The 23,591-nt window shown below is 39.2% G+C and carries 22 protein-coding genes and 1 tRNA gene; 16 read left to right on the top strand and 7 right to left on the bottom strand.

Annotation, left to right across the window (positions count from 1 at the left end; all coding sequences use genetic code 11):
* The first annotated feature begins 3 nt into the window (after positions 1-3).
* Complete coding sequence (locus P2W82_RS05925) at positions 4-504, top strand: molybdopterin-dependent oxidoreductase (RefSeq protein ID WP_336514929.1); 501 nt, start codon at positions 4-6, stop codon at positions 502-504.
* A 131-nt stretch (positions 505-635) separates the two neighbouring features.
* On the opposite strand, the gene P2W82_RS05920 is transcribed toward P2W82_RS05925, so the two are convergent.
* Both P2W82_RS05920 and P2W82_RS05915 read right to left on the bottom strand, forming a co-directional pair.
* On the bottom strand, positions 636-2,144 hold the full coding sequence (locus P2W82_RS05920; protein WP_336514928.1) for a PQQ-dependent sugar dehydrogenase: 1,509 nt from the start codon (positions 2,142-2,144) through the stop codon (positions 636-638).
* A 106-nt stretch (positions 2,145-2,250) separates the two neighbouring features.
* Positions 2,251-3,306: a helix-turn-helix domain-containing protein gene (locus P2W82_RS05915; RefSeq protein ID WP_336514927.1), complete on the bottom strand. Its 1,056-nt coding sequence runs from the start codon at positions 3,304-3,306 to the stop codon at positions 2,251-2,253.
* A 201-nt stretch (positions 3,307-3,507) separates the two neighbouring features.
* On the opposite strand from P2W82_RS05915, the gene P2W82_RS05910 reads away from it, so the two are divergent.
* The 5 genes from P2W82_RS05910 to P2W82_RS05890 all read left to right on the top strand — a co-directional run bounded on the left by P2W82_RS05910 (position 3,508) and on the right by P2W82_RS05890 (position 7,375).
* Positions 3,508-3,801, top strand: a complete 294-nt coding sequence (locus P2W82_RS05910; protein WP_336514926.1) for a hypothetical protein — start codon at positions 3,508-3,510, stop codon at positions 3,799-3,801.
* Positions 3,802-4,034: 233 nt separating this feature from the next.
* A complete protein-coding gene (locus P2W82_RS05905; RefSeq protein WP_336514925.1) occupies positions 4,035-4,361 on the top strand; it encodes an ArsR/SmtB family transcription factor in 327 nt (108 codons plus the stop codon).
* 58 nt (positions 4,362-4,419) lie between these two features.
* Positions 4,420-5,262 carry an arsenite methyltransferase gene (locus tag P2W82_RS05900; protein WP_336514924.1) on the top strand — a complete coding sequence of 281 codons (843 nt, stop codon included), beginning with the start codon at positions 4,420-4,422 and terminating at the stop codon, positions 5,260-5,262.
* A gap of 245 nt (positions 5,263-5,507) precedes the next feature.
* A complete protein-coding gene (gene arsB / locus P2W82_RS05895) occupies positions 5,508-6,590 on the top strand; it encodes an ACR3 family arsenite efflux transporter (protein ID WP_336514923.1) in 1,083 nt (360 codons plus the stop codon).
* An 11-nt stretch (positions 6,591-6,601) separates the two neighbouring features.
* Positions 6,602-7,375 carry a metallophosphoesterase family protein gene (locus tag P2W82_RS05890; protein WP_336514922.1) on the top strand — a complete coding sequence of 258 codons (774 nt, stop codon included), beginning with the start codon at positions 6,602-6,604 and terminating at the stop codon, positions 7,373-7,375.
* Positions 7,376-7,556: 181 nt separating this feature from the next.
* Here the strand turns inward: P2W82_RS05890 and P2W82_RS24795 are convergent, their stop codons facing one another.
* Both P2W82_RS24795 and P2W82_RS24790 read right to left on the bottom strand, forming a co-directional pair.
* Positions 7,557-7,856, bottom strand: a complete 300-nt coding sequence (locus P2W82_RS24795; protein ID WP_419555703.1) for a GIY-YIG nuclease family protein — start codon at positions 7,854-7,856, stop codon at positions 7,557-7,559.
* Positions 7,857-7,945: 89 nt separating this feature from the next.
* The gene (locus tag P2W82_RS24790; RefSeq protein ID WP_419555702.1) at positions 7,946-8,239 is read right to left on the bottom strand and encodes a GIY-YIG nuclease family protein; all 294 of its coding nucleotides are present in this window, start codon (positions 8,237-8,239) and stop codon (positions 7,946-7,948) included.
* A gap of 242 nt (positions 8,240-8,481) precedes the next feature.
* Here P2W82_RS24790 and P2W82_RS05885 point away from each other — a divergent pair, with 242 nt between their 5' ends.
* The 9 genes from P2W82_RS05885 (at position 8,482) to P2W82_RS05850 (ending at position 17,939) form a co-directional block, all read left to right on the top strand.
* Positions 8,482-9,687, top strand: a complete 1,206-nt coding sequence (locus P2W82_RS05885) for a site-specific integrase (protein WP_336514921.1) — start codon at positions 8,482-8,484, stop codon at positions 9,685-9,687.
* Between the two features lie 262 nt (positions 9,688-9,949).
* Positions 9,950-10,279 carry a helix-turn-helix domain-containing protein gene (locus tag P2W82_RS24785; protein WP_419555701.1) on the top strand — a complete coding sequence of 110 codons (330 nt, stop codon included), beginning with the start codon at positions 9,950-9,952 and terminating at the stop codon, positions 10,277-10,279.
* Positions 10,276-11,691 carry a DNA primase family protein gene (locus P2W82_RS05880; protein WP_336514920.1) on the top strand — a complete coding sequence of 472 codons (1,416 nt, stop codon included), beginning with the start codon at positions 10,276-10,278 and terminating at the stop codon, positions 11,689-11,691. Before P2W82_RS24785 ends, P2W82_RS05880 begins: the two co-directional genes overlap by 4 nt.
* A gap of 99 nt (positions 11,692-11,790) precedes the next feature.
* Positions 11,791-12,483 (top strand): DUF6371 domain-containing protein, encoded by a 693-nt coding sequence (locus tag P2W82_RS05875; RefSeq protein WP_336514919.1) that lies wholly within the window; start codon positions 11,791-11,793, stop codon positions 12,481-12,483.
* A gap of 5 nt (positions 12,484-12,488) precedes the next feature.
* On the top strand, positions 12,489-12,938 hold the full coding sequence (locus P2W82_RS05870; protein ID WP_336514918.1) for a hypothetical protein: 450 nt from the start codon (positions 12,489-12,491) through the stop codon (positions 12,936-12,938).
* Between the two features lie 194 nt (positions 12,939-13,132).
* Positions 13,133-14,263 (top strand): protein NO VEIN domain-containing protein, encoded by a 1,131-nt coding sequence (locus P2W82_RS05865; protein WP_336514917.1) that lies wholly within the window; start codon positions 13,133-13,135, stop codon positions 14,261-14,263.
* Positions 14,264-14,331: 68 nt separating this feature from the next.
* On the top strand, positions 14,332-16,344 hold the full coding sequence (locus tag P2W82_RS05860; RefSeq protein ID WP_336514916.1) for an STM2767 family DEAD/DEAH box helicase: 2,013 nt from the start codon (positions 14,332-14,334) through the stop codon (positions 16,342-16,344).
* Positions 16,337-16,996, top strand: coding sequence for an STM2766 family helicase-associated protein (locus P2W82_RS05855; RefSeq protein ID WP_336514915.1), 660 nt, complete (start codon positions 16,337-16,339; stop codon positions 16,994-16,996). Before P2W82_RS05860 ends, P2W82_RS05855 begins: the two co-directional genes overlap by 8 nt.
* 43 nt (positions 16,997-17,039) lie before the next feature.
* Complete coding sequence (locus P2W82_RS05850) at positions 17,040-17,939, top strand: HNH endonuclease (protein ID WP_336514914.1); 900 nt, start codon at positions 17,040-17,042, stop codon at positions 17,937-17,939.
* A 106-nt stretch (positions 17,940-18,045) separates the two neighbouring features.
* Here the strand turns inward: P2W82_RS05850 and P2W82_RS05845 are convergent.
* Together P2W82_RS05845 and P2W82_RS05840 are read right to left on the bottom strand one after the other, a co-directional pair.
* Positions 18,046-18,119, bottom strand: a tRNA-Asn gene (locus tag P2W82_RS05845).
* A 185-nt stretch (positions 18,120-18,304) separates the two neighbouring features.
* Positions 18,305-19,507: an MFS transporter gene (locus tag P2W82_RS05840; RefSeq protein ID WP_336514913.1), complete on the bottom strand. Its 1,203-nt coding sequence runs from the start codon at positions 19,505-19,507 to the stop codon at positions 18,305-18,307.
* A gap of 475 nt (positions 19,508-19,982) precedes the next feature.
* Here P2W82_RS05840 and P2W82_RS24780 point away from each other — a divergent pair, with 475 nt between their 5' ends.
* A complete protein-coding gene (locus P2W82_RS24780) occupies positions 19,983-20,315 on the top strand; it encodes a four-helix bundle copper-binding protein (protein WP_419555700.1) in 333 nt (110 codons plus the stop codon).
* 105 nt (positions 20,316-20,420) lie between these two features.
* Here P2W82_RS24780 and P2W82_RS05835 read toward each other — a convergent pair whose 3' ends face one another.
* Positions 20,421-23,591, bottom strand: a complete 3,171-nt coding sequence (locus P2W82_RS05835; protein ID WP_336514912.1) for an efflux RND transporter permease subunit — start codon at positions 23,589-23,591, stop codon at positions 20,421-20,423.

The following is a 23,591-nucleotide window of genomic DNA, read 5'->3' as shown; positions in this document are numbered from 1 at the left end:
TCTATGACTTTTAAATACATTGCAGGGATTTTTTTGATCATCGGTTTTTCAAATTTCCATTTACAGAGTCAGACGCCAGCAAAAGGAACACTGAAGATCAGCGGGCAGGTTGAAAAACAAATTGTTTTAACTGCAGAGCAAGTTTCTAAAATGAAACATGTGACTGCGGTACTCACAGATCGTGGTGGAAAAAATGTAAACTACAGGGGTGTTTCGCTACAGGATTTGCTTGGACTTGCGGGTGTAAGTACAGGATCGGCATTACGGGGTGAAAACCTGGCGAAATATCTGATCGTAAAATGCGCGGACAATTATGAAGTTTTATTTTCGCTTGCAGAAATCGATAGTAGTTTTACCGATAGAGTGATTATTCTTGCAGATACTACAGGAGGTAATCCTTTGCCCGTTGACAAGGGACCTTTCAGACTAATAGTGCCAGGCGAAAAGAAACCAGCGCGGAGTGCTTACCAGGTGAGGGAATTTGTTGTGAAGTTTGCGAAATAATGAGCCACTGTGGGATTACTGCAACAGACCATCTTTTATTTATTTCCGACTGAAAGGCAGGAACGAAAATTTACCTCCCTTGATGTGAAAGAGGGAGTACGAAATCAGAGAATTCCCTCCTGTGTGACTTTTCAGAACGCATCATTCCTTACCCGTATCAGTTTCCCATCCACTTCATCTGTCAAGATATACAACTTACCTGCAGGACTTTGTGCAATCTTTCTAATGCGCACGCGATCATCAGTAAAAAGCTCTTCAGCTCTTTTAATTCTTTCCCCTTCTATCACCATTCGCCATAAACTTCCTCTGGATAATCCTCCAACGATCAGATTGTTGTTCCATGCACCAAATTCAGTCCCCGAATAAAAATGCAAACCAGAGGGAGCAACTGTTTGCAGCCAGGACCATACAGGATCAGTGTAAACATTTCCAGGAATTAGGTTCGGCGCAAACTCTGCATAACGATATTTTCCCGTGGTTTTCATCGGCCAGCCATAATTCGCTTTTGGTTTCAGGATATTGATCTCGTCCCCCTGGTGAGTACCATGTTCCGTGAACCATATTTTTCCGTTACTGGTATCCAGCGCAAGACCTTGTGCAGCTCTTATACCAACTGCGTATAATCCCTTTGGGGCTCTTGAGCCAAAATCCGGATTATCATTTGGTATCGTACCATCGGGATTGATCCTGTAAATTTTTCCTCTTTTATCTTCCAGGTTTTGTGCAATTGGAATTTCAGGCTGATCTTTTTCTGTAAACAAACGTTCGCCGATAGTGAAATAAAGTTTACCATCTTTTCCGAAAACCATCCCGCCTCCGAAATGAAAATGTTCTCGGGTGTATGGCTCCGCAATGAACAGTGTTTTTACATGCAGTAAAGAATCATTTTGCAGGATCGCGCGTATAATTTTCGTGGTTCTTAATGTATCTTTTTTTGCAGCATAGGCTACGTATACAAATTTGTTCCTTTTAAAATCAGGATCGATTACCACATCAAACTTTCCTGTATTGTCGCCAAAACCCGTCTGTTCGCCCGCCATATCAGAGGGGAAATTTTTAATCTTTGTTTTTTCTTTATTGAAGAGATTAATCCTAACCAGGTCACCATCTTTTTCCGACACCAGGGCAGAATCATCAGATAAAAATGCAATGCTCCAGGGCCTGTTCAACCCCTGCATGATGATTTCCTTTGCAGGCTTTATTGTATTTATATCAATGACCCTGTGTGGCGTTGCTGTAGATATTTTATCGGCAATCATCCAACCCTCAGCCGTTTTCATCAGGTTGAAATAGTCTGTAAAAAGAATTCGTTCCATATTCAACTCTACTTTCGCGCTGCCCATGTTGTTGGTGATATCGAGCGAAACTATGCGTGTAGTGAGGTTTTTCGGACTCGGATGTGGTTTGAAAAGAGCCAGGTATTGACTCCTAGAGTACTCAACGAATTTGCCATCCCGGTAGTTTTTCAAACGACAAGAGTGATGCATTGCCTTGCCTACTTTGGTCGTATCGCCAGTCGCCCAGCCATCAAAATAAAGCTGGATGACCTCTTCAATTAATTGTCTTTCGCTGTTCGTATTCTGAGAAAACGCAGAGATAAAGCTTGCAAGCAGGACAACAATGATGGTTATTTTTTTCATTTTAAAATATTTGGAATGACCAGATCAGGAGGTTTCCCGATTGCTGTCAAAAATCCATAATAGTTTAAAAATGAAGGTCTTAGATACGTTAATTCGTAGTACGGATTTATAAATCTGTACTCATTGACTGCTGAAAGGCGCTGGGTGTAAGGCCGCGGATTTTTTTAAACGTGGCGAAAAATGTGGACTTCGAATTGAATCCGACTTCTTCACCAATTGCTTCAATGGTGAGGTTTGAATTTTCAGACAAGATCCTGCATGCTTCGTTAATACGGTACTCGTTCACGAAAACCGTAAAGCTTTTTTCGCAGTTGTCGTTGAGTAACTGAGATAACTGTGCACCGGAAATATTGATCTCTTTAGCGAGATCATTTACTTTCAAATTAGGGTTTTTGAAAAGTTCTTTTTCAATCATTGCTTTTTGCAGCCGACCAATCATTCTTTCTGCTTCCGTTTGGTCAAGTTTCTTATCAATATATTTCCTGGTGTTTTCAAAAAACAGGTCATTTGTTTTTTTGCGATAAAGCAATGCAAATACAACGAGATAGATCGCCAGCGAAAACCATATAGCTCCATTGATATAACTTCCTTTCGTGAGGTTGAAGAATGACCAGATATAACAGGCATAAATAATCGAAACCAATGCACAAATGGCCAGCACCCATTTCTCATGCGGTTTAACCGGTTCTTTTTTTGTGATCCTTTTCAGGACCGGAATTATTAATAACAATGAAGCAGCGACATATATTCCCCATTGCATGTAGATAGCAGGTATGATGTAATGCCCCCATACCGGAGCGGAGCTTTGATAAGGAAATATAGCGCCGACGGTTAAAATAGCGATCAGGCAAAACAGGATTTGTTGTATCCAGCTCCTCGGAATTTTGCGGATCTGCGCTGTTTCTGCCTTTGTAAAAAAATAAAGAAATGGACCGATGAAAAAGCAGGCGGTCAACCCGATCTGCAGATATGTTTTGGACAGGTTGTAGTCAAAAAAATATGCCACCGATTTCCAGATCCTGATGGTTAACATCAGTAACAAGGCGCCAAAAAGATATGCAGATAAGTGTTTTTTGGCGGTAAAGAAAAAAAAGTAAATACTTAAGATCAGTCCGTTGAAGACGCCCAGGTAACCGAAAAAATATAAGGCATTGCTGTTCATAAAAGAAGACTTGAATTTACCTTTTTACAAGCTTATTCAACATTTAATAATGATTATTTCTTTGTATATCCTTAAGATGATCTGACTTTTGACTATTTTATGAATTGTGCATCAGGGTTCGTCCCGTCTTATTGAATTCATTCGAATTGCTTTTAAGTAACTTTATTTGTCATCGATTGATTGTCAACTAAAATATATTTTATGATTGTTGTTCATGACATTTTTATTTGTAAGCCAGGCAATGCATCCAAAATTGCAAAACTTTTTAAAGAAAGGGCCGACGTTGCACCACAAAAAAATGTTACCGTAATGACTGATATGACAGGGCAGTATCACCGTGTCATTATTGCTTCCAGTTTTGAAAACCTTGCTTCATATGAGGAAGGTATGAAGTCAATGGGCGAGAGCGAAGAAGAGAAAAAGGTGATGGAGAAGTTTAAAGACATGAATGAAATGTATGTCTCAGGAAGCAGGGAGATTTTTAAGGTTTGGTAAAAATGGAGACTGAATCGAAATAAGCAATAAAGTCCAGGATTTTGAACCCAAGGTTTACAAAAGATCCTATATTTTTTTGTACGCCCGCTACTGTCCCTGACAGGAATCCGAACGATTTCTACCCATGATTCAGGCAAGTGGGCTTTAAACTCCGCTGGTAATTGGAGCGGAACTAAAACAACTCAAAAAAAATTTGGCAATTCAAAAATATATATCGTAATATTGCGATAGATATGGGAGCAACAAAAACGGAAGTATTTAACGCGAAGGAAAACAAACTGGCAAAGTATGGAAAGGCTTTAGGCCATCCGGCCAGAATAGCAATCCTTAATTACCTGGCTAAACAAAAGTCTTGTGTATGCGGGGACATCGTTGATGAATTACCTCTTTCGCAAAGTACCGTTTCACAGCATTTGAAAGAACTAAAGGAGGCTGGATTAATCACGGGAGAAATAGAAGGAGTGAAGGTGTGCTATTGCATTGACGAAAAGGAATGGAAACAGGCGCAAATCTGGATTAATCAATTGTTTGACAGCTACAAAGGATGTAAAGGTTGTTAAACCTTTTTTTTGCACGGATTCATCGTAATATTTCGATTAACATTTAAAATAACGAACAATGCAAACTCAGGAACAATTAAAGGATATGGTAAAGCAGAAATATTCAGAAATAGCACGCCAGGACAAAGAAACAAATCAAAGCTCCTGTTGCGGGTCCGGATGCTGCAGTGACGAGGTTTACAATATTATGTCAGATGATTATTCAACAATGGAAGGATACAACCCAGATGCAGACTTAGGGTTGGGATGCGGATTACCTACACAGTATGCCAGGATTAAAAAAGGAGACGTAGTAATTGACCTGGGAAGCGGAGCCGGTAATGATGCTTTTATTGCACGACATGAGACCGGAGAAACAGGAAAAGTTATTGGGATTGATTTTACACCTGCAATGATTGAAAGAGCACGTATAAACGCAGAAAAGAGAGGATTTCACAATGTAGAATTCAGGCAGGGAGATATTGAAAATATGCCAGTATCCGCTAATACCGCTGATGTGATTGTAAGTAATTGCGTCCTGAACTTGGTGCCAAACAAAGATGCAGTGATAAAAGACATTTTCCGGGTTCTGAAATCCGGGGGACATTTTTCAATTTCCGATATCGTCCTTGATGGTCCCTTGCCAGAAAAGATAAAAGAAGCTGCAGAAATGTACGCGGGTTGCGTATCGGGTGCAATTCAAAAGGAAGTGTATCTGGAATTGATTGAGGAAAATGGATTTAAAAATATCCTGGTTCAAAAAAATAAGGCTATACGTATCCCGGATGATATTCTTAGAAATTATTTGACAGAAACAGAAATTCAGGAATTCAGAAATAGCGGTACCGGTATAACCAGTATAACTGTTTATGCTGAAAAGACGCAAGACAAAAGTTGCTGCGAACCCGGTTGCTGCAATTAATCAGGATTACCTCATTCTCAAATACGTAAAAACTTAAATCATGAATAACAATTATCAAACAACTGCATCAGAGGCGCAATGTTGTGTCGACTATTGCCAAACTTCTTTTTCCGTAGATGGCAAAGAAATGGTTAACAATTACAAATGTGGTCAGGAGTCTTTTACCAGTTCACAAATGTGGAGTCTAGAAAAAAACCGTCAGACGCCGGCAATTGAAATCAGTACTGCAAAGCAGATATAATCTTATGTCAGCAAATAATTGCGCCCCTGCTAACGGAAGGAAAAGACTTGGCTTTGTCGATAGATACTTAACAGTATGGATATTCATGGCGATGTTAATTGGAGTTGGCATTGGCTATTACATTCCAGATTCCGGAGATTTTATTAATTCCTTTTCGAGCGGATCAACCAATATTCCTTTAGCGATAGGATTAATCCTGATGATGTTTCCACCATTTGCAAAAGTGAAATTTGAAACGCTTAAGGAAGTATTTAAAGACGCAAAGATTTTAAGGATGTCTTTGTTGCTGAATTGGGTTATTGGACCGATCCTGATGTTTCTCCTGGCAATCACTTTTTTAAGCGGATACCCGGAATACATGATAGGACTGATTCTGATTGGTCTTGCTCGCTGCATTGCAATGGTAATTGTCTGGAATGAGCTTGCGGGCGGGAGCCGGGAATATGCAGCCGGCCTTGTAGCAATGAACAGCATTTTTCAGGTTCTGTTGTATAGTTTTTACGCATATATCTTCATTACCGTTTTACCTCCTTTATTCGGTTTACGGTCGACAACAATTAATATTTCGATCGGACAAATTGCTGAAAGTGTTGCCATATATTTAGGAATTCCATTTATATCGGGTTTTGTTGTCAGGTACACTTTAATCCGGTTAAAAGGACCTGATTGGTACAATGAGCATTTTATCCGCTTGATTTCGCCAGTAACCTTAATTGCATTACTATTTACTATAATAGTGATGTTTAGTTTGAAGGGTAAAGTAATTGTACAGCTCCCATTGGATGTAGTCCGGATTGCGGTCCCGCTGGCAATCTATTTTGCAATAATGTTTTTGATCAGCCTGTATATGGGTAAGAGGCTCGGAGCCGATTATTCAGTGAACACTTCGATTGCTTTTACTGCTGCGGGAAATAATTTTGAATTGGCTATCGCTGTTGCCATTGGAGTTTTTGGAATAAACAGCGGACAAGCATTTGCAGGTGTGATTGGCCCTTTGGTTGAAGTACCCGCGTTAATCTCCCTCGTTAACGTTGCCTATTGGTTTAAAAGAAAATATTATCCAATAAACAAATTACAGAACGCATAAAAATTATTCCAATGAAAATTGCATTGTTCAGCGATATACATGCAAACCTCCCTGCCTTGCAAGCTTTTTTTGCAGACCTGGAAACCAGAAATGCTGATGCGGTTTATTGTTTAGGAGACCTGGTAGGCTACAACGTTTGGCCAAATGAAGTGATTAATGAAATCCGGAAAAGGGGAATACCTACTATTGCCGGCAACTATGACCAGGGAATTGGGTTAATGAGCGATGAATGCGGGTGCGCATACAAAACAGAAACGGAAAAAGACATGGGTAAAATTTCCATTTCGTATACAAACTCATTAGTAAAACCTGACGAAAGAAGATATCTCAGAACGTTACCCTCACACATCCGTGTAGAATTTCAGTTGAATAACGACAAACTGAATTTGCTTTTAGTACACGGTAGTCCAAGAAAAATAAATGAATATCTGTTTGAGGACCGGGATGAAAAAAGTCTGTTAAGAATAATGGAGCAAGCGGATGCTGACATCATGTGTTTCGGACATACACATAAACCTTATCACAGAATTCTTCCTTCTGAGCCTGGAAACGATCAACATTTTCGGCATGCTATAAATATTGGTTCTGTGGGAAAGCCGAAAGACAAAAATCCAAATGGTTGTTATGTAATGCTGACGATAAACCCGGACAGCAGTATTTTGAACAAAGATGCTATTCAAGTTGAGTTTATCCGATTCGAATATGATGTGGAAAAGGCTGCAAAAGGGGTCGAGAAAAGTCCACTACCCAATGAATACGCGGACATGCTGAGGCTTGGCTATTAAATAAACGACTAAATTCTTCGCGTTCAACTGTAATTGTAAATGATTTAGAACTTAGTGGTATAATTGTAATAAACTGTCTGACGCCAGAAAAAAGGCAAGAAAAATTGTACTCTGCTGATCGTACTCTCCATAAACTGGATTTTAGTCATGCTATTAGTTGAAGGGCCTCATAAGAGTTCAATCACTTGCTGAGTAAGAAGCAATTTTCAACCATCTCCGGAAATGCCTTCAAATTTTCAATGTACTTTTTGCTCTTCATTTTTTTGATATGGAGCTCAACTGACTTTGCCTGCTTTTCCCCGTTGCCCCCGTTGCATATCATTGTCAAAAAAATTTCCCAGTCGTCAGCTTTAGTCGTAAATACTGTATTGCCGAAAAAATGATTTCTATGTTTTTCTATTCTTAAATCAAGGTCGGATGTACAACCCGTATAATATCGATCCAGCTTTGGAGAATAAAGTATATAAACCTGCCAGTTCATTCAAATACAAAACCCCACATTTCGTGCGGGGTTTGCTCCTCAGACTGGACTTGAACCACCCCGATAGCTATCGGGGCTCTGATTAACAGTCAGATCACATATCGGGTCAATAGTTTTTCAACCATCTCCGGAAATGCCTTCAAATTTTCAATGTACTTTTTGCTCTTCATTTTTTTGATATGGAGCTCTACTGACTTTGCCTGCTTTTCCCCGTTGCATATCATTGTCAAAAAAATTTCCCAGTCCTCAGCTTTAGTCGTAAATACTGTATTGCCGAAAAAATGATTTCTATGTTTTTCTATTCTTAAATCAAGGTCGGATGTACAACCCGTATAATATCGATCCAGCTTTGGAGAATAAAGTATATAAACCTGCCAGTTCATTCAAATACAAAACCCCACATTTCGTGCGGGGTTTGCTCCTCAGACTGGACTTGAACCAGTGACCCTCTGATTAACAGTCATATTCACCTATACAAACAAACAAATAATAACGATGTAATAAACGGCTACAACTCAAGGCAGGCATGGATTTCATGTGAATATTTCATTTTTTATTTCTTCGCTTTTTTCTCGATTCTTTCCTATTTTGTGTCGCGAATGTGTCGCAATCAAAGTACCCTATTATGGCAACAGCAACAGCGAAAGCATTTATTAATGAATATCATCCTCAGAAAGACGGTAAATGCTCCGTTACGATAAGAGTAACTTATCAACGAAAAAAGAAGTACTACCCAACGGGGATAAGTTTGCTGTCAGACGATTTCAGGCGTTTATTTAATGCAAAGAGAAGAAACGACTCTGAAAAAGCGATGTACAATCGAATTTTAGCTTTTGAGACGAAGGCCAATCAGTGTATTGATAGCATCGGCATTTTCACTTTTTCGAGGTTCGAAGAAAGTTTTTTGCAAAACCGGGAAGCGGCAGACAGTATAAAAGCGGGATTCGATCGATACATTGCCGAATTGAAGAATGAAGACAGAATCGGGACAGCAGTTTCTTATGAATGCGCAAGAAATAATTTCGAATCTTTCAAACCCGGGCTGAAATATGTCGATGTTACGAAAGCAATATTGTCGAAGTATGTAGAGTGGATGAGTAAAAATGGGAAGAGCCAGACAACAACAGGAATATATTTAAGAAGCTTGCGGGCCATTTTTAACCGAGCTAAGATTGATAAAAGTATTTACCCTTTCAAAGATTTTACCATTCCCTCTGGACGGAATATCAAAAAGGCTTTAACGATCGAAGAAATCGGAAGAATTTTTGAATATCCCGCGTCTACCAATACCAGCGAAGAAATGGCGAAGGACTATTGGATATTCAGTTATCTGTGTAATGGTTTAAACGTAAAAGACCTATGTTTATTAAAACGAAAAGATATCGCCGGGGATATACTAACTTTTGAGAGAGCTAAAACTAAAAGGAGCAAAAAAGCAGCTGAAAAAATTACTGTATCATTTAAGCCTGAAGCCAAGGCCATTGTGTTAAAACATGGCATACCATCTGTCGACCCCGGCAGCTTTATTTTCCCACATCTTAAAAAGGGTATGACTGCTGAGCAACAGCGTAACACAATTCAACTGGTCACGCGCCTGATTAATAAGTACATGAAACGGATTGCCGACAAGTTGGGAATTGAAAAAAATGTTACCACTTATTTTGCTCGTCACAGCTTCGCAACTATTTTGAAGCGTTCCGGTGCTCCTACGGAATTCATCAGCGACGCTTTAGGTCACAGCGATCTGAAGACAACAAAAAGCTACCTTGCTGGATTCGAAGAGAAGGCGATTCATGAGACTACGGACGCGCTTACTGCTTTTAAAAATTAGATATAATCCCACTTATTTTCTTCTTTGCACATACTGTGCATATTTTACTTTTTTGAACAATTTTAAACGTTTTACGGCTATATTTCACCGTTATTAAAAGTTCTCCGCGCTTTGTGGAAAATCCATGCTTTAACTATTTCATTTCTGCATTTAGCTTGCATGAAATTTATTTTTTTATGAAAGCATTTTTAATCCCTGCCCACGAAGCACAAGCATTCCCAACGAAATCAATGTCCCTTGACAGAAAAGGAGGTAGACTTCTATGCTAACCCTCGAACAAATGCCGCAAGCAATTGAGTGCCTACACTCGAAAATCGATTCGCTTGAAACTCTAATCAGGAATTACACAACCTCAAGCGCAGTTAAAAATGATTCCTTAATGACCATCGAAGAAACGGCTAAGTATTTGAAACTTTCGGTTGCTACGATTTACAAGTATGTTTCAAATGCTGCAATACCAGTTTGCAAAAAAGGCAAGAGACTTTATTTCTCTACGTCGGAGTTAGATAATTGGATAAAGTCGGCTAAAAAGCTAACCAATAAGGAAACAGCTAATGAGATTGACAACTTTTTAAGCAGGAGGGCAGCATGATTACAATTGAGAAAAGCAATGCCTCTACAGTGTTACCTCTTCCAATAGCCCACGAACAGATTTTGTCAAAGCTATTGGTTCAGCTGAAAAAAATTGAATTCCGACAACTAGCTGGCCTTGAGGGTCAAGACAAACTTCAACGAAAGCATTTCATTGTTTATGCTATCGAAGAAATATTAAAATCAGCAAAAGAGCAAGGCTGGCAGTTATGCCGAAATAATGGACAAACATATTTGTATAATGGCGAGTATTGGAAGATAATTGACCGTGAACTATTACAAGATTTTTTTGGTCGTGCAGCCGAAATGCTTGGAGTACCACAGGCCGACGCAAGATTTTATACATTCAGACTTGATCTTTTGAAACAATTTGAAGCTGTGTCTTATTTGCCGCCGCCAGAACGCGTGAATGGCAAAACATTGGTGAATTGTAAAAATGGTACGTTTGAAGTCGAGGGATACGAACAAAAACTTCGAGAACATAGAGCAGAAGATTTCCTTACTCATCAGTTACCTTTTGAATACAATTCAGCTGCAAATTCACCCCTATTCCATATTTTTTTGGACAAAGTTTTACCCGGCAGGGAAGAACAAATGATACTTCAGGAATACTTAGGCTATGTATTTGTTGATGCAAAGAAATTAAAGCTAGAGAAAGTATTGCTTCTTTATGGCGGTGGTGCAAATGGTAAAAGCGTTTTTATTGAGGTTTTAAGTGCGCTTTTAGGTCCTGACAATGTCTCCAGGTTTTCGCTGGAAAGTATAACCGACCCTAAAGGTTATTCTCGCGCCGAACTGAGCAATAAGCTTCTCAATTTGAGTACAGAGATTTCAGGTAGGCTTGATAAGGGCATTTTTAAACAGTTGGCGAGCGGAGAAAGTGTAGAAGCGCGATTTATTTATGGAAGCCCATTTACAATGGAAAATTATGCTCGTCTGCTTTTTAGCACAAATGAACTTCCTAAAGAAACAGAAAACTCAAACGGCTTTTTCAGACGCTGGCAAATTGTTCCTTTTGACGTCACTATTCCCGAACATGAACAAGACAAGGAGTTGTCCAAAAAGATCATAGATGCGGAATTAAGTGGTGTATTTAATTGGGTTTTAGACGGCTTAAATAGGCTACTAAAAAACAAGCGATTCACAGAAAGCAAAGCCGTTAAACAACAGGTCGAGTCCTTTCGTTTACAATCAGACAGCGTGTTAATGTTTTTGGATGATGAGGGATATCAGAAATCTCCCAATGATACAATCGAGTTTAAACGACTGTTCGAACTGTATAGGGTTTATTGTAATGAAAGCGGCTATTATGCCTGTTCAAAAAGAACGTTTAGCGAACGGCTAAGAAATGCCGGCTTTCATACCCATAAAATGAATTATGGGAATATAGTGTACGCAAAAAAATCAAGTTAGTTTTCGATCACTTAGATCACTTCGTGCACGCTTACAAAGAGTGCGCGAAGTGCATCAAGTGATTTAAAAAAAACATCTTAATTATTAAATCGAAAAAAAATGATTTTACAAAAAACAATCAATCTTCCAATATTGGCAATATGTCCTAAATGTGGTAAAACCTCTTATCAAAACTTCAAACCAATTATTAAAATGCTTTTTAGCGATAAAATTGGCAGGTGCATTTTACCTGAATGTAGTTATGAATTTTCAACTGAAGACTATAAAAGAACCCTTGAAAAGGGAATACCTTTTTCGATTATGGAAAAAGCAATGTTGATAAGTCCGAATCAGCCTTTGGAAAATCAAAACGGCTTTCTTGCCTATCTAGTTAAGAAGTATGGACAATTTGAAATGGAGAGGGTGCGTAAAATGTATTTCCTCGGACGCGCGAAGGAAAAAGCTGCCACAATTTTTTGGCAAATTGACAAGTTGATGAATGTTATTGGAGGTCTAATAATCAGTATTGACCCATTAACGGGCGAGGCAGATCAATCTAGTCAAAAAAAAGTATTCATGCAAGATCGGTTAAGTTATGAGCGGGACGAACACAACCATTTGTATGGGGAACATTTACTTAAGTCATACCCTGAAAAGAAATGTGTTATTGTTAATGATTGTAGGTCGGCTGTCATTTGCAGTATAGAGTACCCGGAATATTTATGGCTGGCAATTACCAATCATTCTCAAAAGAACATCGAAAGAGTAAAGGCATTTTTACCACAAGCAATATGGTATGCTGATAAATTTTAGGATATATGGAAGGGGTAATAAAGGCTTCGACAATTCGGCGAGAACTCAATATTGAATCAAGGGACGACAAAAAACGAATTTTTGTACTCATTAATTCGCTTCCCAGAGTTGAAATGATTTGCGAAAAAATTGGCGGTAATCCCGGAGGGGTTCGATGGTTTTTTATTTGTCCGATTACAAAGAAGAGGAAGCATAAGCTATATTTTTGCCAAGAAGAATTTATTATCCCGAAGTACGAAAGAAAACCTTGGATAACAGGTTCACCCTTAGACAAGTTATTGCGTAGGCTTGAAGTGAGGATGAAAGCAGAACGACAATTTGGTACAAAAAAGTTCAGAACGCACTATAGAGGTAAGCCAACAAAAAGGTTTTTGAAAATCCAAAATGGACTGGATATTTCAATGTGCGACTTAATTAATGGCAGATACGACTTTTTATTGAAGAGGAAACGGTGATTTTCCCAATTTCAGCGAGAAAAAAACGGCAAAACACCGGCGTTTTCAACGCTCTTTTCTATTCGGGTAATCTTATCTTTGGATTCAACAATTAATTGGTTTGATTCAAACGGGGCCGGCAGATGAATGCCGGCCTTTTATTGTATTTAAGGCGGATTTTGTACATTCAGCTGGTTTATTAAAGTTTAATGTAAATGGAAGACTTAATACTTCAGTTGAAAAAATTAGAAGAAAAGGACTTTCAAATTAGCAAACTAAAGAAACAACTGAAAATCCTACACAATTCTTTTCTGATTTGTTTTCTAATTAGTGGTATTTCTTCAGCAACGCTTACTTTCTTTCTGGTCGAAACCGATAGTAAAGCTTTATGGGCCTTCATAGCATTAGTATATGGTTCACTGATAGGAATTTATTTGGGAGAGCTTGTGGAAAAATTCTTGATAGGATATTATAAACTCAACCCGAAAACATGGCTCGAGATTCTCGACCATGAAAATGCGAAAAAAGCTATCCATCTTAAAATTAGTAATCTTAAGAACGGTTATGAATTCAGAAGCAATTTAGCCAGTGAAAGTTTTCCACAAATTGATTTTAAAGAGCAGGATTCTGATCGAGAAGAAATCACCTCTTTAAATGGAGTAGACAGCGAAGAAAAAAAACTACATTCCTTATCGACGACTGAAGTAGGAGAACCGCTTTGGCGAGGTATAAATAAAGCCAAGACAAAAGCTTTGTCCATCATTAAAAAATCAATTTTCAAAAAATTAGAAAGTAATTTTCAAAATGAAGTATACGATAAACCATCAGGCGAAAAAGGTAATGATCAAACTAAAATTAGTAATGAGGTTGAGAATATAATTATTGGAGAAAAAATCGATTTCGAGCAATTAAATAAAAATAGAACGGAAATAGGAGCGATTGGAGAATTGATTGTACTTAATTATGAAGTAAAGCGATTGGCTCGACTAGGTTTAAATGATTTAATTCGGAATGTTATCCACGTTTCGAAGGAATCCGATTCCTTCGGATACGATATACTTTCATATTGTGACAATAGAGAACGCAAGTATATTGAGGTTAAATCAACTACTCAAGGCTCGCAGGCCCCATTCTACCTAACAGAAACCGAAATTCGAATGATGAATACACTAAAAAACTATTTCATTTACAGAGTATATAATCTTAATTTGGAAACCCAAAAGGCAGAAATTTATTTTATCAATTGCGAAACTCAATTGAAGCCATTTTATAAATTTGAACCAACTTTATTTCGAGTAACTCCAATCAATAATTTGGGAGCGGTCGATACGGCACCTTTAGACTAAATTTCGCAATACGTCAACGTTAGGTACCCAACCAAAATATTTATTTTGTCGAGCATTAAATTCAAACAATGACAAGTTATTTTTTTTCGCAGATTTCGAGCGGAGGACTAGATGACACTTTATTAAAAGATCTCGAAATCTATTCAGAAACTAAAAAGCAATTAGTGTATGTTATCAGTGGGCCGTTAGATCAAAAATATAGCTACGACTACCAAGACGCTTTAATTTTATTGTCTCCTAGACATAAAATTTCGGTTGTCGACTTTGGACAAGGCAGGCATAAGTTTGAAAACTACGTTGAAGATTTTCTTGAGGATTTGACTTCCATATCTGATAAATATTTATACCGCTCTATTGTAGGGCGGCCTAGAAATTGGAAAGGTGTTCTGATTGAAGTGATTAAAGACCCATCAAAATTGGAAGACATTCCAAATTTTTTTACAAGTGTGAAGCTCAAGGATCCGGCTGAAATTAAAAAAGTAGACCTGCTAATCTCTCTCTTAATTGGAAGTATTAATGACGTTGATCGAGTAAAAGACGAAGTGCCTGAAACTGTACTTGATAAAGTCAAACAGAAAATTCAACTATTCGATGGCGACCAAACAAGATTTGTCTATCAGGTCCCACACTCAAAACGTGTAACAATTCAAGGGCTCTCCGGAACAGGGAAAACTGAACTTCTATTACATAAATTGAAGGACCTATACATCCAAAATCAAGAATCGAAAATATTCTTTACTTGCCATAATAAGGTGCTCTCGGACAATCTTAGACAAAGAATTCCTTCTTTCTTCAACTTCATGAAAGTTGAACAGCAGATTGATTGGGAAAAAAGATTTTGGTGTAGGAATGCATGGGGTTCAGGTAGCTATTATCATTCCGGCGTCTATTCTTATATCTGCCATTTTTATAGTATTCCGTTTTACAGATATTCTTCCGTCATGAGTTTCAGTAAGGCGTGTGAGTTGGCATTAAAAGACTTGCAAGAAAAGTACATAGATGATTCTCCAGAGTATGCCTTTAGTTATATAATAATAGACGAGAGTCAAGATTTTGATGAAAATTTTTTTAAGCTTTGCGAATTTGTAACTGAGAAGAATGTATACATAGCTGGCGACATCTTTCAAAGTATTTTTGATCAAGCTAAATTAGCACACACTATAAAACCAGACTATCTCCTAGGCAAATGTTATAGAACTGATCCGAAGACTCTAATGTTCGGCCATGCCTTGGGAATGGGATTATTTGAAAAAGAGAAATTACGCTGGTTGGATGAAAATGAGTGGATAGCCTGCGGTTATAATGTGTCAGTAGATGCTAGAAAAAAGCTTCACCTTAGTCGTGAACCATTGAGAAGATTTGAAGATATTGATGATGACTTTGATAGCATCGAAATAATCGAAGCAAAAAATAATCTCGATTCGCACATAATTGACATACTATCTCACATCGTGAAGGAAAACGAGACTGTATTACCTGAAGATATCGGAATAATTTTATTGGACGACTACAGGTATATCTATGATTTGGCAGATCAGTTGGAAGTTAGTATCCAAAGAAAATTTTCATGGCCTGTAAATAAGGCCTATGAAACAAAAACGAAACGGCCTAATCAAATTTTCCTTTCGAATAAAAACAATGTGAAAGGGCTAGAATTTCCATTTGTAATATGCGTGACAATTAAGATTCTAAAAACACCGAGCTATAGGAATTCTCTTTATACAATGATTACTCGATCATTTATAAAAACATATTTTTTGATAAAGGAAGACGAGAATTCAGGGTTAAGCAAAGAGATTAAAGATGGACTTGACCACATTTTAAGGAAGAATGAAATGGTTATAGATCAGCCCTCCGAGACAGAACAAAAAAAGATCATGACTCGGTTTATGAAAATGTATCGAGATAGATCATACCACGAAATAATGATGGATATTTTCAGAAAGAAAAAAATAGAAAAGAAATATCATAACCGACTCTTCTCAGTTGCTCAGCAACTTGGAATGATGGGGAGCGACGAAAAAACTTTAACCCAATTTGTAATAGATAATTTAAAATATTTGGAAGATCAAAATGGCTAAAGAAATTTCACGATTCTTATTGCCTTTTCAAGAAGGCCAGGTTTTTTCAGCAATGAGAGATAAAATTCATTATGCCAAAAGTATTCTTTATGTTTCAAGGTTTCTATTATTAAAGCCCAACGAGTCGACAGAAAGTTCAATGAAGCTGGTAGTGGGCAAAATGAGTAGAATATTCATTTTTAAGCAAAGCAAATTTTTAAGTTTCGCGTTCCCTTTATTTGTTGACATTGAAAAGGAAGAAGTTCTTGCAATTCGGTCAAGATGGGGTGTAAACATAGATTCGGAAATAATTTCTAAATGTTTCGAAATACTAAATGATGAAAATTTCTTACATAATCCTTCACTGACTGGTTTTTATTTTAGACAGCAATCTCCAAATGATGCTGTTTTCAATTTGCTCGAAGAAATAATAATGTTTGAGCCCTGTTATATAAGATACGATTTTGATAAGGAGCGCGCTAATGGCAGACGGCATCCATTGTATCATCTTGATGTTAATTATTCTGATTATGGCAATTTTAAAATGGGCCTTGATGAAGCATTGCTTAATGACAACTTTGAAGATATTTTGAATATCGAAACGGATTGTGCATATCTACAAGATGCGTTTAAGAAAACACTTAGGAAGCCTCTAATATTAGCAAAAAAATAAGCCAGTCGACAATTTTTGTTTCCATCAAAATATTGTAATTATCATGTTTGCAGTATCGCCCACTGATTTAAATTGGTTTAATTATCTAAAAGACAACGGTTTCAATTCCTTTGTAAATTTTTGGACACCTACACCTTGGAATGTTAGCAAATTGAGTATCGGAGACAAATTGTATTTTTTACTAAAATCTCCTTATCGTAAACTAGGTGGTTTCGGGGAGTTTGTACTTTATAAGAACATCTCAGCCACTGAGGCTTGGAATGAGTTCGGTCTACGAAATGGAAGAGCCTCACAAGAACTCATGTTTGAAAGCATTATTAATTATCTCCAAAGAAATAGTAAGGTTATCAATAATGATGACTTTTCAGTAAATACACATCGAATTGGATGCATTGTCCTCAAAAACTGTGAATACTGGGATGAGGAATATTTTATGTCTCCTAATGATCTTGGAATTTCTTTTCCCTCTCAGGTCGTTAAAATGAAGTATTTCCAGCAAGCAGAACCTCAGATTTTTGAAAATTTGAATGCAAATGAATTCGTGTTGATAGATGATGATTTACCGCGGCATCGTAGGCTAGCGACGGTTAGGGTGGGTCAAGGAATGTTTAAAGGCAGAATTCTGGGTGCTTATAATAATCAATGTTGTGTTTCTGGGCCATGTTTGCCAGAATTATTAGAAGCGGCCCATATTCAGCCGTATATCAACAAAAATTCTAATCATATAAGAAATGGAATTTTATTGAGAGTGGATATTCACAGGCTTTATGATAATGGGTTATTGTATATAGATGAGGAATATGTAATTAACGTAAGTCCTTTGGTTTTAGATCCTTACTACCAGTCATTTAATGGAACTAAAATAACATTACCGGCTCGCATAGCAAATCATCCTTCAAAACAGGCCCTTTGTTTACGAAAAGAGAGCTTTCGAGTTCATTAAGTACTTACTATCATTATTAGTTTTAATTACTCAATTGTGTCGTCAATGTGTCGTGGTAGGAGAAATAAAAAAGGGTTCCAGTTAATGAAACCCTTGACTAGCAACGCTCCTCAGACTGGACTTGAACCAGTGACCCTCTGATTAACAGTCAGATGCTCTAACCAGCTGAGCTACTGAGGAATCTGTTTTTGGGGTGGCAAAAATAAGGCTTTCCTGCTAATACTAATTCAAAAACAGGAAAAAAATCAGAATCAGATTATCAGAGAATTCAACAAAAGGCCTTCTGCCTGACAGCCAGAATGCAACCCGGACTATACTACCTGGGAGGTCTAAGACCTCCCAGGTTTAAGACCTCCCGGGTTTTATTATGGAGTTCTGGCCCTCAGCCTTCGCATCAAAATTGAACAGATCACAAAACCACCAAATGCCATCAGCGCTCCAACATACTCGGGAGAACGGTAGCCAAAACCAGCTGCAATCGGTAGCCCTCCGAGAAAAGCACCTAGCGTATTGCCAACATTGAAACTTGCCTGGATCATCGAAGAAGCCAGCATTTCGGCGCCTTTTGCTGTATTAATCATCAGCATCTGGATCGAAGGGGCTATGGCGAAGGCTACAGCACCGGTGACAAAAGTCAGCACAAGTGCAATAGGCTTGTAATGAGAAAACAGGGCTACAAGTATCAGCGTTATCGTCATCGTAACCAGTAAAGCAGCGACTGCTTTTGTTGGTGAAAAACGATCAGCCAGCATTCCACCCAGGAAATTTCCTACTGCCATTCCCACGCCTGCAATAATCATGATCATGGAAACTGAGTTGGCGTTAAAGCCGGCGACTTCCGTCATAAGAGGAGCGATATAGCTGATCCAGGCGAATAATCCGCCGGTACCGATAGCAGTAATTAGTAATATCAACCAGAAATTGGTTTTCTTAAAAACGGAAAAGCCGGCTTTAAACTGATCACGGCCCTGAGTATTGGTGTCGGGCATCCAGTAGCGGATACTCGCTGCTGCAAGAAAGGCAACCAGTGCGATCAGGAAAAATGAAAAGCGCCAGCTATAATTATGCCCCAGGTAAGTTCCCAGAGGCACACCAATAATATTGGCCAGTGTCAAACCTGAAAACATTACGGCAATGGAACGCGCTTCACGACCGGGTTCTGCCAGCTTACTCGCTACAACCGCGCCAATTCCAAAGAACGCACCGTGCGGCAACCCTGCAAAAAACCTCGCGATCAGCAGGGTTTCAAAGCCTGGAGCAAGTGCAAACAGGGTGTTGAACAAGGTGAACATCAGCATCAGCATCATCAGTACTTTTCTTGGCTGATATGCGGCGGATAAGAACGTCATCAATGGCGCCCCAACAACAACTCCGAGGGCATATATCGAAATGAGGTGTCCCGCTGTCGGAATACTTATATCCAACGTCTTAGAAATATCCGGTAACAAGCCCATCATCATAAACTCAGTCATCCCTATAGTCAACCCGCCAAGAGCCAGTGTGATTAACCCCGGTTTGATATTAGTCCTTAAATAGATCTTTCTGTAAAAACCAATAGCACTTTTCATAATAAGTTCATTTGCTTACCAATAAATGGTGCGGCAATCATCTGTGAGTCAATGAATTTGCAAATGGCGTGAGCTGATCGTCGGAGTACATCTGTTTTTAAACAGGTGGAAAAAGATTCCTTTGAAATACCTAAAACACTTTAATAAAGCAAAAGTAACCGATTTTGCTTAAACGATTAAACAGCTATTGTTATTGGCTCATTAAAGTTTAAATCCGAGGTCATTTTGTTCAGGGGCTTTTGAAAGTTCCTGTACCTGCAAAAATAGTTTGAGCAGGCCGAGCCATACCAATATCGGTCAAATCGTTTTTGAAATTCCCGAAGCAGCATTACCTCCTGTAATCAATAAACTTCCTCTTTCACGACCGGATTTACAATTAATGGCCGGCCGCCATATGCCATCTAGGTGATCCGAACCATTCTTTCCAGGAGAACCCGCTGGCAGGATTTTGGTGACACCATTAAAAAACTTCCATATGAATGATTATCATACCCATAAATCTTGTATTGAAGCTTGTCTCAATTGTGCCGCCATTTGTAATCATTGTGCTAGTTCATGCACACAGGAAGAACATATCCATATGATGGCCAAATGTATCCAGCTGGATATGGAATGTGCTGCGGTTTGCTATTCTGCTGCACAACTGATGAGTCTCGGTAGTTCCCAGGCGGCAAAAATTTGCTTGATCTGTGCGGATATTTGTGATGCATGTGGAGCAGAATGCGGACAACATGAGCATAAGCATTGCAGAGAGTGCGCCGAAGCATGTAAAAGATGCGCTGCGGAGTGCAGAAAAATGGCGGCATAAATCTGCTCTGCATATTGTTTGTCCTTTAGAAAAAAATAAAGACCCCGCCTTTCGACGGGGCCTTTGCTAACCAGCCTCTACCCTTTAAAATATTTACCATTCATTTTAAATGTGCGAAGGATTAAATTCATGACCAGGCGACAACGGAATGTAGGCTTCCGTCATCTGGTCTTCCACTGATTTCGTTTTCTTCTTTCTGTTCAGACGAACAACAATCTTGTCAAAGACCGAATACATTACCGGAACAACTACCAGGGTAAGAAACAACGAACTGATCAGACCACCGATAATTACCCACGCGAGCCCGTTTTTCCATTCGGCACCTGCGCCCTTCGCGATGGCGATCGGCAACATACCGATCACCATGGCTATGGTCGTCATAAGGATCGGACGCAAACGGGCGTGATTGGCATCGATCAATGCCTGGTACGTGCTGGCGCCTTCCGCTTTTCGCTGGTTAGTAAAATCAACCAGGATAATCGCATTTTTTGCAACCAGTCCAATCAGCATGATCAAACCCAGTATTGTGAATAAGTTCAGCGAGTTATTGGTCAATGCAAGTGCCAGGAATGCGCCGATAATCGCGAGCGGGATCGAAAACAATACCACGAACGGATAAACAAAACTGTTGTACAACGCTACCATGATCAGGTATACGAGCACGATAGCTGCGAGCAAGGCAATACCCATCGATCCGAAACCTTCACTCTGGTTTTCCATATCGCCACTCCATACATAGCTTACACCCTGTGGTTTTGGTAACAATTCAAACTTCTTCTGCCATTCTGCTGCAATTGTACCTGAAGGTCTACCTACAGACTGTGCCTGAATTGTTACTGAGGTACTTTTATCCCTGCGATCCAGCTGGCTGGGTCCGCTCGCTTCTTTGATAGAAGCAAACTGCGAAAGTTTTACCTGTTGTCCCTGGTCGTTAATGAACATCAGGTTACTTACATCATTGATGTTCTTCCGGTCAAATTTTTCATAACGGATGTTGATATCGTACTCGTATTCACCCTGGCGGAATTTACCATTGGTGTTACCACTGAATGCAGTCTGCATTGTGCTACCAACTGTCGCAAGTGATAGGCCAAGTGAAGCCATTTTATCTCTGTCCACCTGAACACTGATTTCCGGATTTCCGGATTCCACCGACAACCGCATTTCAGTAGCACCAGGAATTGTTCTTAATTCAGCCATTGCAGCGTTCGCAAATTTTGTAACACTGTCCAGTTCAGGACCTGTTACTACCAGCGCAAGAGGCGCCTGCTCAGCAATACCCAGGATACTTACCGGAACAGTTTTCACTTTAGCACCAACAAGTATCTGCTGCAATTCTCTTTTGGTTTTTACTGCGTAGATATTTGCTGCGTCAACACGTTCTGTTTTCGGAACAAGCTGCACATTTATTTCAGATTTATATGCCGTGCTTTGTGAAGCACCCATACCATCGCTGGTCTGCCCGACAGTAGCTATCACTTTTGTTACCTCAGGTTTAGTTCTCAGGTAATGTTCAGCTTTACGGGTCATCGCGTTTGTTTGCTCGATAGATGCATCTTTTGGCATTTCTATCTGCACGAGAAATTCACCACGATCTGATTTTGCAAAAAACTCAGCTCCGATAAATCCTGCACCCACCAAAGCAAAGGATCCGAAGAACAACATCAACATCACAACGAGTGTGGTTTTTTTATGTGCAAGACTCCATTTCAGAATTCCCGTAATCCAGTTCGTAAATCTGTCAAGCGCTTTTTCAAATCCAATAATTATTTTCCCAAAGAAAGATGTGCCCTTGATTTTCTCAAGCTTTCCAAAACGTGAAGAAAGCCAGGGTACAATAGTAAATGAACTCAGCAGCGATAGAAGTGTTGCAATAGAAACAGTAACACAAAACTGTTTAAGGATATCGGCTGCAAGACCTGTACTCAATGCGATCGGCAGAAACACCACAACGATAACAAGCGTGATCGATGTAACCGTGAAACCAATTTCTTTTGTACCATCAAATGCCGCACGCACCCTGTTTTTTCCCATCTCCATGTGCCGGTAAATATTCTCTAACACTACTATGGCATCATCAACAAGAATACCTACCACAAGAGACAACGCAAGTAAGGACATCAGGTTAAGCGAATACCCCAACAGCGACATCCCGATAAAAGTTGCAATCAAAGAAGCGGGAATCGCCACCATCACAATAACGGCGTTACGCAAACTGTGCAGGAAAGACAGCATTACGACAGCAACCAATACAATTGCCAGAATCAGGTCATGAATTACCGCATCAGCAGATTGTAGTGTATATACGGAACTGTCATTGGCAATTTCAACATTCAAACCAAAATTGGCATAGTCGCTTTGTAATTTTTTTACACTTGCTGTAATTTCTTTACTTACAGCAACGGCATTTGCATCCGACTGTTTAATTACCTGTAATGCGATGGAACTCTTTTCATTTACCCTCGCAAGTTTTTCAACATCTTTTTGTGTATCCTGCACATCGGCAACATCTTTCAACCTCACCTGTACACCTTGCTTATTCGAGATGACGAGATTTCTCAGCTCATCAATATTTTTGTATTTACCTGCGAGACGGATGAGTATATCCTGCTCACGCGTCTGTACACTACCCGTCGGGAAATCCAGGTTCGATGCAAGGATTGCATTCTGTACCTGGCCCAGGGATAGTCCAAAACCCTGGAGACGTGTAGCATCAATATTCACCTGTATCTCTCTTTCCTGTCCACCGATCAGGTTTACCTGCGCAACACCTTGTACACGCGAAAGCACCGGAGCAACACGTTTGTCGATGAGATCGTAAAACTCTCCTTCATCAACAGTTCCTGTTGCAGCTAGCGTCATGATCGGAAGGTCATCAATCGAGAATTTATTCAATGATGGCGGATCAGCATCTTCGGGTAAGTCGCCGAGTATCGCATTCACTTTGCGCTGGGCATCATTCAATGCATAGTCAACATCCGATCCACTTTTTAATGTTATGGTAACGATGGATATACTTTCAAAAGATCTTGTCTCCAGCTTTTTGATGTTCTCCATCGACGATACGGCGTCTTCAATTTTCTTGGAAACAGTATTTTCAACTTCACTTGGTGATGCACCAGGATAAATTGTAGTAACAGATACTACCGGAGAAGAAAATTTCGGCAGCAGTTCATAGTTCAGTGAGGTATAACTCAGGATACCTCCAAGAATCAACACGGTAAATAAAACGATGACTAGCGTCGGGCGTTTTATTGATATTTCTGCAAGTTTCAT

The sequence above is a fragment of the Pollutibacter soli genome, assembly GCA_029269725.1.
GTDB classification, from domain to species: domain Bacteria; phylum Bacteroidota; class Bacteroidia; order Chitinophagales; family Chitinophagaceae; genus Pollutibacter; species Pollutibacter soli.
The sequence above is the reverse complement of the archived record's forward strand: the minus strand, read 5'-3'. Positions and strand labels throughout refer to the sequence as shown.

What these genes read in the sequence shown, in the direction of transcription:
- P2W82_RS05850 (WP_336514914.1), top strand. Translation starts at nt 17,040, where the DNA reads ATGTTTGCAGTATCGCCCACTGATTTAAATTGGTTTAATTATCTAAAA.
- P2W82_RS05890 (WP_336514922.1), top strand. Translation starts at nt 6,602, where the DNA reads ATGAAAATTGCATTGTTCAGCGATATACATGCAAACCTCCCTGCCTTG.
- P2W82_RS24780 (WP_419555700.1), top strand. Translation starts at nt 19,983, where the DNA reads ATGAATGATTATCATACCCATAAATCTTGTATTGAAGCTTGTCTCAAT.
- P2W82_RS24790 (WP_419555702.1), bottom strand. Translation starts at nt 8,239, where the DNA reads ATGAACTGGCAGGTTTATATACTTTATTCTCCAAAGCTGGATCGATAT.
- P2W82_RS05860 (WP_336514916.1), top strand. Translation starts at nt 14,332, where the DNA reads ATGACAAGTTATTTTTTTTCGCAGATTTCGAGCGGAGGACTAGATGAC.
- P2W82_RS05880 (WP_336514920.1), top strand. Translation starts at nt 10,276, where the DNA reads ATGATTACAATTGAGAAAAGCAATGCCTCTACAGTGTTACCTCTTCCA.
- P2W82_RS05920 (WP_336514928.1), bottom strand. Translation starts at nt 2,144, where the DNA reads ATGAAAAAAATAACCATCATTGTTGTCCTGCTTGCAAGCTTTATCTCT.
- P2W82_RS05910 (WP_336514926.1), top strand. Translation starts at nt 3,508, where the DNA reads ATGATTGTTGTTCATGACATTTTTATTTGTAAGCCAGGCAATGCATCC.
- P2W82_RS05870 (WP_336514918.1), top strand. Translation starts at nt 12,489, where the DNA reads ATGGAAGGGGTAATAAAGGCTTCGACAATTCGGCGAGAACTCAATATT.
- P2W82_RS05925 (WP_336514929.1), top strand. Translation starts at nt 4, where the DNA reads ATGACTTTTAAATACATTGCAGGGATTTTTTTGATCATCGGTTTTTCA.
- P2W82_RS05905 (WP_336514925.1), top strand. Translation starts at nt 4,035, where the DNA reads ATGGGAGCAACAAAAACGGAAGTATTTAACGCGAAGGAAAACAAACTG.
- P2W82_RS05900 (WP_336514924.1), top strand. Translation starts at nt 4,420, where the DNA reads ATGCAAACTCAGGAACAATTAAAGGATATGGTAAAGCAGAAATATTCA.
- P2W82_RS05915 (WP_336514927.1), bottom strand. Translation starts at nt 3,306, where the DNA reads ATGAACAGCAATGCCTTATATTTTTTCGGTTACCTGGGCGTCTTCAAC.
- P2W82_RS24795 (WP_419555703.1), bottom strand. Translation starts at nt 7,856, where the DNA reads ATGAACTGGCAGGTTTATATACTTTATTCTCCAAAGCTGGATCGATAT.
- P2W82_RS05875 (WP_336514919.1), top strand. Translation starts at nt 11,791, where the DNA reads ATGATTTTACAAAAAACAATCAATCTTCCAATATTGGCAATATGTCCT.
- P2W82_RS05855 (WP_336514915.1), top strand. Translation starts at nt 16,337, where the DNA reads ATGGCTAAAGAAATTTCACGATTCTTATTGCCTTTTCAAGAAGGCCAG.
- P2W82_RS05885 (WP_336514921.1), top strand. Translation starts at nt 8,482, where the DNA reads ATGGCAACAGCAACAGCGAAAGCATTTATTAATGAATATCATCCTCAG.
- P2W82_RS05840 (WP_336514913.1), bottom strand. Translation starts at nt 19,507, where the DNA reads ATGAAAAGTGCTATTGGTTTTTACAGAAAGATCTATTTAAGGACTAAT.
- arsB (WP_336514923.1), top strand. Translation starts at nt 5,508, where the DNA reads ATGTCAGCAAATAATTGCGCCCCTGCTAACGGAAGGAAAAGACTTGGC.
- P2W82_RS05865 (WP_336514917.1), top strand. Translation starts at nt 13,133, where the DNA reads ATGGAAGACTTAATACTTCAGTTGAAAAAATTAGAAGAAAAGGACTTT.
- P2W82_RS24785 (WP_419555701.1), top strand. Translation starts at nt 9,950, where the DNA reads ATGCTAACCCTCGAACAAATGCCGCAAGCAATTGAGTGCCTACACTCG.
- P2W82_RS05835 (WP_336514912.1), bottom strand. Translation starts at nt 23,591, where the DNA reads ATGAAACTTGCAGAAATATCAATAAAACGCCCGACGCTAGTCATCGTT.